Raw genomic sequence first — 19,292 nt, 5'->3', positions numbered from 1 at the left:
TTTTTAATAGAAAATATAAAATAACTAATATTTTTTGATGCAAACAAATTCCAAATCAGACTTTCGACGAGAGTAAATGTAATAAGTATGAACCGATTTGTAATTATGGTCATTGATCGCGTCAGTGGAAGTGTTTATCGAAACATATGGTGGCTAAACGCCTCGTTGCAAGTAATTTAGGTAATAGAATCATGTAAATACCAAGTATATGGTATTCGAATTTTGGAGATGAAGGCCTAATTTTCCGGCATCTATCGCAAAACCGCAACATATCACTGCTATGACCTACACCACAACACCCATCCGCCAGGGGAAAACTATCTTTAAGTCCTTCTTATTTCTGAGTTTGTTCATGCTGCTTTCCTGGAGGGGTGTGGGGCAGAACAGTGCCCTCACTTTTGATGGTGCTACGAGAGTTCAAACCACACGGTCCTCTTTGAATACCGGTCTCAGCTATGAGGCATGGATCAGTACTACATCTACAGCCAGTACACCTAGTTATGTTGGCAACTCTGCCCTTTCTGTAATTGGTGATACAGATAACAATATTCGTGGTTCGTTCGGAATCAATGCTGGTAAAGTACGGTACACTCATTGGACAGGAGTGTCAACCAACTATGATATCATAGAGAGCATTACATCGGTTAACGATGGAAACTGGCACCACATAGCGATTACTCATGATCCAATTTCCTTCGAAGTGAACATATATATTGATGGTGTTCTTGACGAAACGTCCTATACCACCACTTACCAAACGGCGATGGCAGTGAACCGAATTGGATCTTCTTACATTAGTGCTGGTCCGACCGACGGGGACTTTTTTAGTGGACAAATCGATGAGGTGCGAGTATGGAATGAAGTTAGAAGTGCGACAGACATACAGGCCAATTACTCCAATGAGCTTACTGGAAGTGAATCTGGCTTACTTGCCTATTATGATTTTTCTGATGGATCAGGTCCTAATGTAAGTGATAAGACCATCGGAGATAATGACGGAACGATTAACGGTACTCCAACCTGGACTACATCTGGCCCTGCTTTAAATCCAGCACCGGCTATTAATCTATATGATTTACAATTAGAAATTGGAACCAATTCACTCAACGTGACCAATGTGACGATTGATAATTCAGCTACACTATATTATGTGATAACTACTTCACCTACTCAGCCAACAGCATTGCAGATAATTGATAGTACAGATCACACAGGGTCTCCAGCATATAACTGGAAAAACTGGAGTTTAGGTAGTGGAAACTATACCTTCAATGATTTGGGAAGTACGGAACATTCGGGAGGCAATGACCTGCTCTCCGGCACTCAATATTATATATATTTTGTGGCAGATATTGATGCCAATACTGCAACAACTAATGACCAATCAGTAGTACTAGCTCAGGAGTTCACTACCCTCACTCTTGCAGACGTCACATTCAACACCCTTAGCGTTCCAGCTTCAGATCTGGTGCCTGGATCTACTAATAACGTCATCTACGGGTGGCAGATGGATGTGGCTACCACTAGCATTGAAAGCCAGGGATATCTCTTCGATCTGACAGGCACTTTTGATAGTGCCGATTTTGCCCTTAACGCATTCCAGCTTTGGGAGAACACGACCAATGACTTTGGTACAGCCTCGCCTGTTGGTACCCGGTGTAGCATCGATACGGCAGGCAACCCAGGGGGAGCGATGATTGCTCTTATATATAATCAGACGTATACGACAGGTTCCACTACTTATTTCTGGGTGACGGCTGACATGGATGCTGGAGCTACTGCCGGGAATACCTTTTCCATAATAGAGCCGGAGACAAGTAGCTTCAACACCTTCAATTTTACCAACGAGATCAATTACATTGGATCTGGTGTAACTGCCGGTAGTGTGATGACTGTGGGTGAGGTAGGCAACCATTCCCTATACTTCGATGGATATAATGACTTTGTGGATGCCTCTGATATCAAAATAATGAACGATGCTTCGGATAGCTACAGTTATGAAATGTGGTTCAAGCTCGATGGAATTACGGCAGATTATCAAACTATTTTTGGGTATGGCACTGGAGTTTCAAACAATGAAGCTGTCAACTGGCTGTACATCGCACCAACCACTGGTGTGTTGACCTTTTCGAAGAGAAACGATGCTACCACGGCTGAAGTGACGTTAACGGGACCGAAAATAGCCCCAGACAAGTGGTATCATGCAGCTTTGACCAAGTCAGGAGCGGATTACAGGCTGTTTGTAAATGGTAATCAGATTGATAGTGCTATTACAGCAGACATTTCTGGCACCTACACCAATAGAACTCAAGCATTCATTGGAGCACAGGCAACTGGCAATACTCCTGGGCAGCGCATAGAGTACTTCTTCGGTGGAGAGATAGATGAGCTGAAAATATGGAATGATGGCAGAAGCTCAGGTGAAGTGCTGAATGACATGTATGAGCATTATCCATCAGCTGACGATAACCTGGAGGCGTATTTTAGCTTTGATCAGATAGCTGGTTTTACGCTAAATGATGAAAGTCCCAACGGATATAGTGCCAGACTCTTTGGTGAAGTGGGAATGATATCCACGGTCGCTACTAATGTCATTACTTCCAATCCGACCTATGATCGATTTGACTTTGCCAGTGACAACATGGCTGGATTTGTATTAAGGACCTTTGATGAGATAACGCCAGCAGCCTTTGATCAAAACATCACCTCCAATACCACCACAACATTTACGGTAGAAACTGGCTACCCTCAGACACCAGCTACTAATTCGACGTTTGCTATATCCTACAACAACCCCGTGTGGACGCCTTCCACGGCGATGGTTCCAATCACCTATCAGGCCACCAATGTCAGTGAATCAAGTATTAGAATCAATTTTCAACTCATACCGGTTGCTTCCAGCATATTGATTCATGTAGATGACAATGAGGACATGCAGTCTCCATTTGCTTCGGGCATATCCATACCAAGTCCGAGTACGGCTACCAGGTTTACGTTTGGTCAGGATCTGTCCGGCTATGTTGGGCAGCAGCTCTACTATCAAATCTTTTATGATGATGGCAGTGGTTACAGTGAAGGTTCTGATCCAGTCTCCTTTATGGTGCAGCCGGGAAATGCTTTGACTTTCGATGGCAGCCAAACTTCAGAGTACGTGAATGTCCCAAATGCCGCTTCTATTGATGACCTATCTGAGGGAACTGTAGAGGCCTGGATTAAAACGAGTGATGCCACAGCTGGCTTTAAATCCATTTTGGCCAATGACCCAATGTATGGTTTATTTGTCGATGCGGGAGTTTTGGTTACGTGGGATGCGGTACAAATAGAAACTTCCGGTGTATTTGTGGCCGATGGAGAGTGGCACCATGTGGCCATGACTTTTCAGCACGGAGGTACCGGGCAGTTCTATGTTGATGGCGCAGCTGTTGGGTCTGCATTTACTCACAATGGGAACACGGGAATCACTTCCAACCTTAACATCGGTAGAAATGCTGATCAGCAGTATTTTACTGGGGAGATAGACGAAATCCGAATCTGGAATGACCTCCGCACACCTACTGAAATAAGTGATCATACTTACAACTCCGTCCAAGGTAATGAACAAGGATTAGTAGCCTACTACCGGTTTGACGAAACCACAGGGACCTTGCTGCCAGACTTGTCTGGGAATAGCAATGATGGAGCCCTATCAGGCGGAATGAGTGCCGCAGACTGGGTTACCTCTAGTGCCCTAACGGAGTTTATGTCCGTTACCACTACTACTCCCGTACAGTTAGAAAACAACATCGTTGCTAGTGACGATATCATTATCGATTTTGATGCCATGCTGGATGGAGCTTCTCTCACGTCATCTAATATCAAGGTATGGGGTAGTCAATCTGGTCTGGTTACTGCTACTTATGCCGGAGGAGGTACTACTTCGCTCACCATTAATCCAGACAATGACTTTTTAGCTGGGGAAAATGTATCAGTGGTGATTACTTCGGGAGTACTCGGAACAGGCGGCGAAACGGCGAAACCTTTCACGCTATCATTCAAAGTGGAATCTGGTTCATTTGAAGGTGGATTTGTCAAAACCACTACGACTATGGACGGAGTAGTAGAGAGTTCTGCGTCATGGGGAGATTACGACAATGATGGAGATTTGGATGTGGTCCTCACTGGATTTGATTTTGAGTATGGCTCGGAGCTAGCGATCATTTACAACAACAGTGCCGGGGTTTTCACCAATATAGGAGCTTCCCTCACTCCAGTATACAATGGAGCATCTGTTTGGGGTGACTATGACAATGATGGTGATATGGACCTTTTTATTGCTGGAGCCGACGGTGGTGGTACTCCAGTGTCGATTATCTATCAGAATAATGCAGGCACTTTCACGGACATTTCTGCCGGACTTCAAGGCGTCTATTATGCAAGTGCGGACTGGGGTGACTATGATAATGATGGAGATTTGGACCTGGCTGTTCAAGGTCTATATGATGGCGGATCAATTCTCGCCTCAACCACGATTTATGAAAATGATGGCGGAGTTTTCACCAATATAGGAGCTGGTTTAACAGGTCACAACAAAGGTGGTCTTAAATGGGGGGACTATGACGCAGATGGTGATTTGGACTTGCTTTCCAGTGGCTTTACGGACAACAATACTTCAAGAAATGCGATCATTTATAGTAATAATAATGGTGTATTTACAGACATTGCCGCAGGTCTTGAGGGTAAAGCATGGGGTAAGGCGGATTGGGGTGATTATGACAATGACGGAGACTTGGATGTGATCGTAACAGGGTCTGATGCATCATTTAGTAATGAACCTTTCATTTATCGAAATGATGCTGGTTCGTTTATCAATATCAATGCCACTTTGATGCCAAATGCTGAGGGAGATGTCTCATGGGGAGATTATGATGGCGATGGTGATCTTGACCTGGTTATCAATGGAAGCGGAGATACAGACTTTGCCACTACGATTTATACGAACAATGCCGGCACATTCGAAGATGCCGGTTTTACGCTCGACAACTTTGCATACGGTACAGTTTCTTGGGGTGACTATGATGGAGATGGTGATCTGGATTTGCTATTAACAGGTACAGATGATTATAGCGGGGGTGTCACAGCCCTTTATCTGAATACCGTGCCTCCTCCAGCAGCACCAACCGATTTAGTTGGGTATTACCGCGATGCAACCAGCATCGAATTGGCATGGACGGATGTAGCTACCGACAACACCGATTACCTCGTAGAGTGGTCTACCAGCTATGACAACTTCGACGCAAATATTGTGAGCAGTAGTACTGTTGGTGCTGGTACCGCTGTTGGTGCTATAGTGGGTCTTCCTACGAATCAGGGCTATTTCTTTCGGGTGACTGCTACTAATGGAAATGAAGATGCCTCCAGCCAATCAAACATAGAATTTGCAACAACGGAAGCATTTCCAGGGCATGCATTGAGTTTTGATGCAGATGCTGATTATGTAACAGTACCTTCTAGTAACATTCCTTCATCCAACGGTTCTTTCACGTTCGAAACATGGATCAAAAGGTCCAGTCAAACAGGTGACCGATGGATAACCTGGTGGGGAGCGGATACTCCAGTTGCTGACCAAACGCTGATAATTGGGTATGATGGAGCCAGCGGATTAGTAAAACTTCACCGCCTGAGCAGCAATGACGCCACTGCTACTACTGCTTCCATACCTGTTGACCAATGGACACATTTGGCTATCGTTTACAATGGCAGTAACCTGTCGGATGTTTATATCAACGGCAGCTTTGTAGAAACAATTGATAACAATGTTGCGCTAAATACACCAGTCAATCCTAAACTCCAATTGGGCACCTTCGATTCAGACAATGCCTATGTGATTGATGCAGAGCTGGATGAGACCAAAATATGGTTTGATAGTGTAAAAACGGACTTTTCAGATCGCTATGCCTCAGCTCAGGGTAATGAGCCTAAATTGGGGCTTTACTTCGCATTTGATGAAGGACCGGGATCGACAACTTTGATAGATAGATCGGTCAACATGAATGATGGGGTGGTGACTGATGCTACTTACACACCTTCACAAGCTGGGGTATTAGTGGCCCCTACGGTTTACAATGCCACATTAGTTACCACCACTGGCTTCACTGCCAATTGGGAACTTGGATCAGCCACTCAGATCAATGTGGATGTATCGACAGATCCGGGTTTTGGCTCATTTGTTGAAGAGGATCTCTTTATTTCCACCCCAGATGGTTCTGACCCAGTGAGTGTTTCTCTCACACCGGGGACTGTTTATTATTATCGAATCAGCTATACTGATGGATCCGTGTGGAGTGAAGAATCTGATGGTAAAGCCTTTCAGGTTGAACCTGGTGCTGCATTAGGTTTTAATGAAACGAATTTTGTCAGTATCGCTGAAAGTAGTGAGTTAGACTTGTCCAGTTTTACTTTGGAGGCCTGGATTAAAACTTCACAAGCTTCTGGTTCATACAAGAGAATAATTACCAAGCCAGCATCCGGAAATCAAAACTATTCACTAGTGGTTCATAATGGCTATGCGCAAGTACGCTTTGATGCTAGTGGTGGTGTTCAGGCTCAGGGAACGTCTCTAGTCAATGATGGAAAGTGGCACCATATTGCTGGAGTATTTAGTAATAGTGCCAATACACTAACAATCTTTGTAGACGGCGTGGAGGAAGCTCAGACATCTACCACTCAAAACCCTACTACAGGTAATGACGGATTGTTTATCGGCTCATTCAATAGTGGAGCAGGAAGTTTCGATGGCTTGATTGATGAAGTTCGTGTATGGAATTATGCCAAGCTGGATACGGATATTAGAGCTAACATGGACAACACCCTCTCGGGTAGTGAAGGAGGATTAGTGGCCTATTACAGATTTGACGAAGGGATTGCTGATGCAGATAATTCGGGGATTGCTGATGCAGATGCTATTACTGATCTCTCCGGAAACTCCAATTCAGGGACTCTTTCAGGATTTGCCAAAACCGGAACGAGTACCAATTGGGTGACTTCTGAGGCCTTTGCAGTTGGGGGACCAATCATTTATAACGCTACAGATGTTACGACTACAGGGTTCACAGCAAACTGGGAAGTCGGAAGTGTTAATCAGATCAATGTGGATGTATCCACTGATCCAGCATTTGGGTCATTTGTTGAAGAAGATCTATTGATATCTACTCCGGATGGTTCTGATCCGGTGAGTGTTTCGCTTACGACAGGTACGGTTTATTACTACCGAATCAGCGCTAATAACGGCATAGTATGGAGCGCTGAATCGGAAGGAACTGCTTTCATGGTCACTCCTGGTAATGCATTGAGTTTTGATGGATCAGGAGATTTCCTTGACCTTGGAGATTCTTTTGACGAGGTTATCGCTGGAGTGGATAAAAAATTCACCATTTCTACTTGGCTGAAACTTGATAACCTCGACCAAAGCTTTCCGATTTTCGGTAAGTCTGGAAACTCGAATTGTGGAGAAAATCAACGGCAAATTACAGTGCAGTTTGATGCCGCTAACGATGTAGTACTGTTCAGTTATTTAACCTTAAATGGGTCTAGTGAACGGAGAATCAAAATGGACCAGCCACTCCAAGCTAACACATGGTATCATCTGGCTATTTCCTATGATGGATCAATTGACACCAATGATGGTCTTGATCGTGTTCAATTTTACCTCAACGGGTCTGCCAGTACTAGTTCTTTGGATGCATCATCGGGTAGTTTTCCATTTGACATTCAGGATGGTACTTCCCATTTTGGTATTGGCAATGTTTTGAATTCATCAGGTGGAGAATGTAATCCGAATTCCTTTGTTGGAACAATTGATGAGTTTAGAATTTGGTCTGACTCAGTAAAAACTGACTTCTCAGACCGCTTTACTCCACTGGTAGGTAACGAACCAAAACTAGCTGCATACTACTCCATGGATGAAAACGGAGGTGCTGCAATAGTAGACCGCTCTGTGAATACAAATGACGGAACAATCACTGGCGCTACTTTTGTGCCATCGGACTTTAGTACACCCACAATTCAAAACGCCATCACGTTTGATGGATCTAATGATCAGATCGATGTAGCAACTGTCAACACGGACTTCATCCAGCAATCAGGAGTGTTTACCATGGAGTTTTGGTTGCGAATAGATGAGCTCGAAAAAACCGGACAAACCATCGCCATAACAGGAGCCGGCACTTTGGATCACGGATTCTTCCTGGAGTTCAATAATGGTACGAATGACCACAGTCTTCGCATGGCTATTCTTCGAGGAGCATCTGGTCAGTATGTCCTCGATGCAAGAACGGACACCGACTTCATCACAGACACCGATTGGCACCACTATGCGCTGGTAGGTGATGGCACTGGCCTTACCATTTACAAAGATGGCAACCCTACAGATCTTGGTACATTCTCTGCGTTTTCATCATCTCCGGCTACTTATAGTCTAGATATTGGTGCATACGCTGGTTCATTCTTCTTACAAGGTGGAATGGACAACTTCCAGATTTGGAATACAGCAAGGAGCGCTGTGGAAATCATCGAAGATGCCTATACCGAACAGAGTTCGGGGCCTCAACTATCGTTTAGCTTCAATACTACCTCTGGTGATGTGTCTGATATTTCTGGAAATGCTCACAGCGGGGTTGTTACAGGAGCACCTGTCTATAGTGCATCAACAGCCTTTGATTTGGATGTATTTGCTCCAGTATTTATCAATGGTACACCGACCATCTCCAACATCACAGGCACCAGCTTTGACCTGGCTGTGGAGTCGAATGAAGGTGGGTTGGTATTTGGGGTACTACTGATTGATGGTGCTACCGCTCCAACTTCTGCGGAAGTGGTCAGTGGTACTGGCTCAGGGGGAGCTACTGCCGAGACCTTCTTTAATATTGGCACGACCGCTTCTACCAGTATTACGGATTTAACAGAGGAAACTGATTACGATCTATATCTTGTTGCGGAGGATTTTTCCGATCCTTCCAACCGGCAAAGTACACCAATCAAACTAGATATATCTACACTGAGTAGCACCACGGTATTTACCGTGACCTCCAATGCAGATGATGGTGCCGGGTCACTACGAGAAGCAATCTACGACGCTACCGCTCTTGAAGGAAATTCTATCATTGAGTTTAACCTTCCTGGAGATGGAAGTGATGGATCCTGGGAGATTGTGTTGGAGTCTGATTTGCCAGATGTCTACAACTATTATTCTTACACGGTGCAATTGGACGCTTCCACTCAGCCAGGGTTTGATCCGGATAATGACAAAATGGTGGTCATTGTGGGTCAGGGAACAGGTTATGGCTTGTATCTCGGAGGTTACGAAGGCACTGCAGTTTATGGTCTGGGTATTACCGGATTTGACTATGGTATCTATGCAGACAACCTGGATAATGCTATCATCGGTGCGGCCAACAAGCGCAATGCCATATTTGGCAATCAAACAGGGATTAAAATCGAATATGGCTATACCAACACCATTAGTCACAACTACGTCGGACTTGACCCGACTGGTTCTTTTGCTGTGCCTAATGAAATTGGTATTGATCTGGGTTATACTTATGTGGAAGCTAGTGACTATGTGATTGACAACAACGTCATCTCTGGAAACAATGAAATTGGCCTTGCCATCGGCTATGGGACCAATACCATTTCTGGCAACATCATCGGGTTGTCTGCCGATAAATCATCAGCTATTCCTAACGATATAGGTGTTTATGCTGGTGGTCGAGGTGTACTGGAAAGCAACATTATTTCTGGTAATACAACTTATGGTATACTGTTACAAAACCCATACAATACCACCAACGAACTTCATATCCATGGCAATTATATAGGTGCTGATGATCTTTTGAATGCATTTCCGAATGGTATCGGAATAGGCTCAGAGGACGGATCAGGTATTCCTTCTTATGGCGACCCAATCCTTATTGGGGGTACCACGGGCCAGACAAATGTCATTGCTTTCAATGATGGTCCGGCCATCCAATTGGTGAGTGATTCATACTTATATACCAGGATAGAAAACAACAGCATCTTTGAGAATGGCCATGGGATCGAACTGTTAGGGGGCTCTGATGGCGGATTGTTACCGCCAGTGATCGGCACAATCGGCACATCGGATGTGTCAGGTACAGTAGAAGCCTTTGCCGACTCTGCGACCATCCACATCTATGAGGTAGATCCAGTTACGGGTACCCAGGGAAAAACACAACGAGGACAAACCACCATCTACGGCGGTACAGCCTGGTCCATTTCGGGTAGTTTTGATGACTCCCCTACTCTGACCGCTACGGTCACGACTCCAGCTGCGGGTACCTCCTATTTTGATCTGGAAAGTGCCGTAGCACCTACGTTGGAGGATTTTGAAACTCTCAATACAGTGTCGTATGTTGGTGAGGAGCAGTTATCTTCTGGAACATGGGAATTTAGCGATGCTTATGGTAATGCTAGTACGGTTTATTCTGGAGCATCTTCGGTCGGGTTGGAAAGACTCGCTAATGGCTTTATTGTCTCGCCCTATGTAAATGGTGGAGGCAACATTTCATTTTATTACGCTACAAATGGAACTGATGTGAGCTTTGATGTTTACAAATCAGTGGATGGAGGGGCGTTTGAACCATTCGATAATCCTCCTGCTACCAGTACCACAGTAACGTCATCATCTTTTATGCAATTCAGTGGCTCGGTAGAAGCTCCAGGGTCAGCAGTTAGAATCCAAATAGCTGTTGCTGGTGGTACTAGTGGTGATTTGTACATTGATGACTTCAGCTTCGAAAGATATATATCATCTGGAGTGCTCCAGACAGTGCAGGCGGGTAACTGGAGTGACCCAGCTACCTGGGGAGGCTCTGTCCCAATCGAGGTATCAAATGTAGAAATTTTACATGACGTAACCCTGGATGTTGCTGAGGCGCAGATAAACGACTTCACATTATCAGCGGGCACATTTGACCTAAACGCTAACACCCTAATGGTAGGTGGCGATTTCAATAAAATGTCCAGTCCGAATTTCCCAACATTTACACATAACTATGGAAGGGTTATTTTGAATGGAGTGGATCAGACATACAAGCACGCAGGAGATATTACCTATGGGTCGTTGATCTTTGAGGGTACGGGTAGCTTGACCATGGACTTCTACAGCAATAATGTGCTTTTTGTGGCAGACACACTTCGCATTGGAGCGGGGTTAGATGTGCAGTTTACAGACAACTCAGATTTGATACTCACCGAAGATGCCATTTTTGAAAGCTATGGAGATATCACCTCCAGCTATAAATGGAGGCTAGTTTCTGATGGTACGGAGCACACCATTTATGGTGGAGATTTCTATTCGTTTAGTTACCAGAGTGCGAGTACAGTCACGCTTCTCAGTGACTTTAACTATGACTATGAATTTGTAACCAACGAATACGGGTCGATATTCTATCTGGATAATTATGACCTGAATCTTGGTGAATATTTCACTTTCTACAGTGCTGATTCACTTGGTTTTGAGCTAGGTGCGCAGCTGGTGGTAGATGGAAACATGGAGAGTTTTGATGCTACGGATGTTCCTCTTCCTACCATGAGTATGAATATCCCAGGTGGGTACTTCTATGCAGACGCACCAATGACATTCGCTACCAACCAGTTCTTAATTCTGGACGATGGAGACATGAACTTCTACGGAGGTTCATTTGATAGTTCTGGCGGAATAGTTGTCAATGGTGGATACTTTAATATGAACCAAAACTCCCTTGTATTGAACAACGGAGCGCAGATGATCATAGATGGTGGATCGGTGGACATCACCGGATGGGATGATGTAGAGGGTTCTCCTTCATTCATTTTTGCGGATGAAGGGTCGTTCAGCATCACTCAGAATAGTGGGTCTATCAATCTGGATTATGTAGAACTGATCGGTTTGGGTGGAGCGGGACTCGCTTTTTCTGGCGGAGATGTCAACCTCAACAAGCTGTCATTCTCTGGTGGAACAGGTACGGCATACATGACTTTCATTGCTGATTTAGGAGAAAAGACATTTAATGATTTCTTCTTCAATACAGGACCTGTGTATAACGTCTTTATCAATAACGGGATAGCGCAAACTATCAACTTACCTTCTGCAACAGGGCCTTTTGCCGGTTCGGATTTCCACTTTACAGGAGATGCTGGTACCATCAATTGGGACGGAGGTACTGGTGGCGAAGGCGGTATCAGCTATTATGAAGATTTTGACACCTATATTGGAGATACGGGAACGCCTGTTTCGGGTGATTTTGATTTTACCGAAGGAGTATGGACACTCACAAATGCTGAGGTTACTACAGATCCCGGAGAGGTGTTTGGTGGTTCAGGTAACTCAATTTTATTGGCTTCCGCTGGTGACGCACTGCAGTCCTTTGGATTTACCGAAATAGAATCATTTGATGTTGATTATCGATCATTGGGGGGTGCTGAAGCCAGTTTCTTAATAGAACTATCTGATGGTGGATTACCAACACCTGTTGGTCCTATCAGTACCACATCCACCGCTTACGAAACGTATCACTACGATTTCACAGTACCTTTTACCGGCACTGTCAAAGTGATATTGTTGGAGTCTTTTGATGCGGCAATTTTTGATAACTTCCAGTTGACTGCAGCTCAGCAGTCAGGCAATGAATTGGTAGAAAGCTTTGAGTCACTTGGGCAGGTACCATATAATGGAACAGTGGTTTTACCTACCGGTGAATGGGAGTTAATCTTTGCTAATGGTACAATGTCTACTGTTTTTGAAGGCTCTTATGCTGTGGAGCTTAGCTATGTAAACTCTGGTTCATTGATGACACCAGAGTTTGACGGTGAGACATCATTGTCTTTCTGGTACAACACCGTAGGCACAGAGTTTACCATCTATGAGATAGTTGATGGAGGAACACCTACTCCAGTGGAGACGATTTACGAAGAGCAAGGAGAATGGACTCAGTATATGTATGAGCCAAATTATCCGGGATCTACTGTCAAGCTTAGCCTTGTTATTGATGACTTTAACAGTGTAGACAACCTCTTCTTAGATGAATTTGTATTTGGAAATAACGTCACGGAAAGTCCAGCATTTGAAGAAGACTTCAATGACGAAAATCTGGACCTCACTGGCTACACAGGTACATTAACTCTATCTTCTGGTGAATGGAATGCTGTCAATCTTAATGGAAATCTTGATTATGTCTCCTTGATCCAGGGAATTGGAAATTCACTTGAGACACCAACATTATACGGTATGACCTACATCGAATTTACCTACGATCAGGAAGGTACTGATGGGGTAGCTGGAGACATTTTATTTACTGATGATGGAGGTCAAAGCTATTCTGCTATTGGAGCACTCACCTATCCTTCTGAGCCAATAAACTTTAGGTATGACTTTGGTGAATCCGTAAATGGATCCGTAAAAATTGAAACTACCGGAGGTGCTCAAAACCTAATTTTGGATGATTTTAAATCAGATGGAACAACTGAGGAACCGTCTGTTGCACCAGTAGTAGAGAGCTTTGAAGAGCTTGAGTATGTCAACTATGATGAGACGCTTTTACTAAGTACTGGTGAATGGATGTTTGCCACAGCTTATGGAAATGACGGTCCTGTGGAGGATGGTGCTGTTTCATTGGGTCTTTATGCAGGTTCTTCAGGTTCGGTTATCGCACCTGTTGCCGATGCAGGTCACGAAATACAGTTTTTCTATGCATCTAATGGAGCACCAGCCACGGCTTATATTGAAGTTTCTGGTGATGGAATTACTTTCTCTGCCTATGATACATTGCTGATAAACTCGGCATCATTCGGCCCGACGAAAGTGGAAAATGTAGGTGATCCTGGTGAGCCGCTTTACGTAAGAGTTACGGCAGATGATGCCAGTGAAAGTAATATCTTCATTGATAGTTGGTCTTTTGTTCCCTATGAGTCCACTGATATCACAGCACCAACCTTTACTGTAAATACCAATAGCGGATATACCAATAGCACTACACTCACTGGAACGATCGATGACGAAACGGCCACTGTAACGGTGGTTTTAGCAGACCGTGGTGATTTTGCATCGGCTACAGTAACCGGTAATACCTGGAGCTTTGATTTGACTACTCACCCAGATTGGACAGGTATCGGTACTTATGACTTCTTCAGAGTGGATGCAATGGATACTGCCGGCAACATATCTACCATTGAGGAAACGCTAATCATTGATCAAACGGCGCCAGGTGTTCCCACTGTTGACGTGTTGTCTACTACCAGCGACTCACCGACTTTGTCTGGTACTTACGATGATCTGGAGACAGATTACTTAAGAGTTTCAATCGATGCGGGAACGACTTGGGATACTTTGACGGTAGATGCAGGAGTTTGGAGTAATTCTTATTCAGGATTAGCCGATGGAATTTATGATGTACTGGTAGAAGCCAGTGACCTGGCGGGAAATGTGGCATCAGATGCTACCACCAATGAGTTGCTGGTGGATGCCGGGCCAATTAATTCGGGAGATTATGCAATTGATTTTCAGGGAGGCTCAGAGCAAATCAATGTAAATGGCAACCCACTTCATGGTTTGTCTACATTCACGATCGAGTTTGAATTTAACTCCAGCATGGTGCCAGGCAACAACTTCAATGTCTTCCAGTTCGATGGAGAAATTGATTTTATGATGCTAGGCTCTGACCCAGGTGATGTGCAGCTATTCGGAGCACTTGGCAATTACCAGATTTACGAAGCAAACCCTAATGATTCGGCATGGCACCACTTTGCTATAGTGAGTGATGGTGGAGGGATTAGTGCAGTTGCCTATTTAGATGGTGTACCACTTACTATGGGAACCATGTCATTTATGAACTTCGGTGGATTGGGTAACCTGATCCTTGGCTATGCTTCACCTGAGGGTGTTGTACTGGATGAATTCAGAATCTGGTCTATAGCCAGAACAGAAGCTGAGATTAACAATGCAATGGATTCTGTGGATGCAACCACTGCTGGTTTGGAGCTCTACTATTCATTCAATGACGGCCCTGGCAATACAATTGTCGAGGATTTGACTGGAAAGGGATACAATGGAGTGTTGACCAACATGGATCCTGCTACGGATTGGATACTAAATCAAACGGTGATGGACACTGTGCCTCCAGTGATCACTGGACCGACGAATATCACGCGAACAGAAAATGCGACAGCACTTGATGTTTACACCTCCAATGAGATCGCCACCTGGTCCTTGAGTGGTATAGATGCTGGATTCTTTACCATCGATGTAGATGGAAATCTTGTCTTTGCAACAGCTCCTGATTTTGAAACACCTCAGGATGATGGAGCGGACAACATCTACAATGTAACTATAGAGGCAACAGATACGGCTGGTAACGTGGGTACTCTTGCCATGGAAATCACCGTTCAGGATGAGAACGATAATGCTCCAATCATCACTGACCCTGGAGTAGTGTCTATTGATGAGAACAGTGCTTCTGGCACCGAGGTATTAACTCTTACCTACAGTGATGCAGATACTACAAGCACCGTTTACAGCTGGAGCATTGTGTCAGGCAACACGGATGTGAATAGTGATGGAAACTCAGCTTTTGCCATTGCTGACGGATCGATCAGTGTGGCTGACTCTGCTGATGTTGATTTTGAGTTGAATACTTCATTCACGCTTGCTGTCCGACTAACCGATGGAGTAAATGCAGATACTTTAGATGTTCAAATAGATGTGAACGATGTAGTAGAAGACTTGACAGCTCCGACCATTACTCTGGCCGACTTAGTGACAAGCGACCCAAGTCCCGAGCTAGTAGGTACCGTTGACGATGCTGATGCCACTATATCCGTGAATGTAGATGGCTCCAGTTATGCAGGGACTAACAATGGTGATAACACCTGGACTTTAGCACAAGGCACAATTGGCGATTTAGCAGAAGGAGTTTACACCATGGAGGCTATCGCTACGGATGCCGTAGGTAATGCGGATACTGCAACGGCGACATTGACTATTGATCTGACCTCACCGACCATTACTCTGGCCGACTTAGTGACAAGTGATCCAAGTCCAGAGCTAGTAGGTACTGTTGACGATGCAGATGCCACCATAACAGTGAATGTAGATGGCTCCAGTTATGCAGGGACTAACAATGGTGATAACACATGGACTTTAACACAAGGCACGATTGGCGATTTAGCAGAAGGAGTTTACACCCTGGAGGCCATTGCTACCGATGCAGTAGGCAATGCCGATACAACTACAGCTAATTTAACAGTGGACCTAACGGCACCTGATGTATCGATCAGCATTAAAGAAACCCTTCAAGACCGCCCTTCCATAAGCGGGACAGTAAATGACACGAGTGCTGTGGTTGAGGTAATTGTAGACGGAGGCAGCTATACTGCTACAAACAATGGAGATGGCACTTGGGCCCTGGCACAAGGCACGATAGCATCTTTGGCTGTAGGCACTTATGATGTAGCAGTAACAGCTACCGATGTGGCCGGCAATACGGGCAGCGACAGTACGACAGATGAATTGACGATTTTACCGGGTGCGCCTACAGCGATCGCAGCGAGTGAAGTAGGTTACTTTGGCTTCACCGCGCAGTGGAATGCCCGTGCAGGAGTAGAGAGCTACCAGGTAGATGTATCAGCTGATGCAGGCTTTGGCAGTAACCTGAGTGGCTATGACAACCTGAGTGTGAATGCAAGCGAGACTGGCCTGGTAGTGCTAGGGCTGACTTATGGCCAGACGTACTACTATCGAGTCAGAGCCGTTTATCCATCTTCAGACATTTCAGAGAATAGTAACGTGATCAGCGTGACCACCCTATTGGACCCGAACACCGTCCTGGACTCTTTGGCTTTGGTGAGTATCTATGATGCTTTGGATGGATCGAACTGGACGAACAACAACTGGATGAGTGGGGCGAACCTACCGGATTGGAGTGGCGTGACGATGACCGATACACGAGTGACCGGCCTGGATCTGACCGATCAAAACCTGACAGGAGACTTTCCAGAGATCACGGTAGGACTGGAATCGTTAACGAACCTGGACTTAAGTGATAACCAGATCACGAGCATCCCGGCATTGACCAGCTTAACGAGCCTGACAACACTGACAGTTACTAACAACCGACTGGAGTTTGGCTCACTGGAGGCGAATGCAGGAGTAACGAACTTTGATTACCTGCCACAGGATAGCGTGAGTACCTACATAGAGACGTTGGAGCAACAGGGCACCGATTACCTGATCGACCGAACGATCAGTGGTAGTGCGAATAGCTATAGCTGGTTTAAGCAGGATTTGGTTAGCGGAGAGGTTAGTGCAGTAAGCGAGACCGGAGGTAGCTGGACATTGTCGATCAGTGACTTTAGTGATGAGGGAGCTTACTATGCAGAGGTAACCAACAGCACAGTAACTGGCACATTGACGACCCAGCCTATTGTGCTGAAGGTCTCATCACTGGAAAGAGACTTTGCGGCGCTTAGAAACATCTACACCAAGATGAATGGAGCTAGTTGGGACTGGACGGGCAATAACTGGGACGAGGAAACCGACCAGACTGCCTGGGAAGGAGTAGCGATCAGTACGGACCCAGAACGAGTGGTAGGTCTGGAACTACCGGACTTCAACATCACGGGCACGTTGCCACGAGACATCCTGGACATCCAGGGGCTGACCACTATTGATTTGGGAGGCAACCGGATCTCGACGGTACCGGACTTCTCAAGACTATCGAACCTGACGACATTGGACATCAGCGGTAACAACCTGGAGTTTGATGACCTGGAGAAGAACATGGACCTTGCGGCCCCGACGTTCAGCTATGGCGACCAGAGGTTGGTAGGTACAGCAGTACGAGACACGATCCCGGTAGGCAGCACCTACCAGGTAAAAGCGACAGTAGGCGGTACGGCGAATGTGTACAGCTGGACGCTGGAAAACGATCTGGACACAGCCCAACTAGACAACAGCGCTTCTACCATAGACATTCCATCACTGAGCTATGAGACGCAGGGTAGATACCGTGCTACGGTGACGAGCACTTTGGTACCGAACCTGACGCTGACGGTCCGCTCCACGGTGGTGATGGCCACAGCGAACCTGGAGTTCACGGCATTGGATCTGGATGGCCAGCCGTTTATAGACGGAGAGGCCTATGCACTGAAAGCGACAAAAACGAGTTCGGGGTATGACACGATCCAGACGGTACGAGGTGCGGGCACAGGCTTCTTGTTTGAGGAGCTGCTGCTGGCGGACTACCTGATAGCTGTAGCACCGGATGATCTGGATGAGTACCTTCCGACCTACTATTCGAACACCGACTTGTGGACGGAGGCTGACACGATCGAGCTTCGCGAGGACTTTTCAGAAGAGCTGTTGATGGCACAGATTCCACCACCACCGGGGACAGTAGGAGCGAAGATAGAAGGGGGCGTAGAGGCAGACCTACCGGACAAGCCAGTGGATAGTGGAGATCGGATCGATGCACGAAGGAAAGTGAAGCGAGCGGGTTGTTCGGTGAGGCGGTTTGTGCCTAAGGGTAGAACGGATCAGGAAGATGAAGAGGGCGAGTATGTGCTGTATGCGTATGTACAGTCAGATGACGAGGGAAGGTTTGAGTTTACGGGACTGGAAGACGGCAAGTATCGCTTCAACATCGAGTATCCGGGTATCCCGATGGATCCGGACTCGTATGTAGAGTTTACGATTGGAGGCGATGGCATAGAAGATGAGGTGCTGGTGCTACAGGCTACGGTTACCGAAGATGGGATTGTGGTAGAGAAGATCGAGCGGTTGGGCTTTTACCGGAAATACTTCAAAGACCTGAGCGTGTACCCGAACCCAGCAGACAACTATGTGCAGATCAGCTACAGCAAGCTGATGAGTGCTACGGTGGAGGTACGGTTGATCGACCTGGAGGGCAATGTGGTCAGCCAGCAGGTGATCGAGAAGGGCTATGACAAAGAGTTGACCTTTGATGTGAGCGGCGTGAGTGGCGGCATCTACCTGCTCAACTTCGTAGACACCAGCGAAGGGGCAGCTAAGATCACCACCTTCAAAGTCTACGTGAAGCATCATTAGCAAACATTATTAAAACAGGTGATGATATGAAGGGCTCCAATTTCGGAGCCTTTTGTATTTAATGCCTAAATATTTCATACGGTTTACTTAACTCAATTGGACGTTTACTAAAACTCGTTTGCTGGGATGGTCCATATTTTACAATTTCAATATGTTTTATTACCCCCAGCATTTAAAATTTACAAAGCCCTATGAAGTA

The 19,292-nt window shown here is 45.6% G+C and carries 1 protein-coding gene; it reads left to right on the top strand.

The genetic code is table 11. The features are described from left to right. Positions 1-280: 280 nt before the first annotated feature. Positions 281-19,093 carry a LamG-like jellyroll fold domain-containing protein gene (locus tag ACO067_RS11520; RefSeq protein WP_421874202.1) on the top strand — a complete coding sequence of 6,271 codons (18,813 nt, stop codon included), beginning with the start codon at positions 281-283 and terminating at the stop codon, positions 19,091-19,093. Positions 19,094-19,292: the final 199 nt, after the last annotated feature.

It is taken from the genome of Marinoscillum sp. (genome assembly GCF_965229915.1).
In the GTDB taxonomy this organism is placed as follows: domain Bacteria; phylum Bacteroidota; class Bacteroidia; order Cytophagales; family Cyclobacteriaceae; genus Marinoscillum.
The sequence above is the reverse complement of the archived record's forward strand: the minus strand, read 5'-3'. Positions and strand labels throughout refer to the sequence as shown.

Bases quoted from the DNA above. Each gene is read 5' to 3' on its own strand.
- ACO067_RS11520 (WP_421874202.1), top strand. From the start codon at position 281: ATGACCTACACCACAACACCCATCCGCCAGGGGAAAACTATCTTTAAG.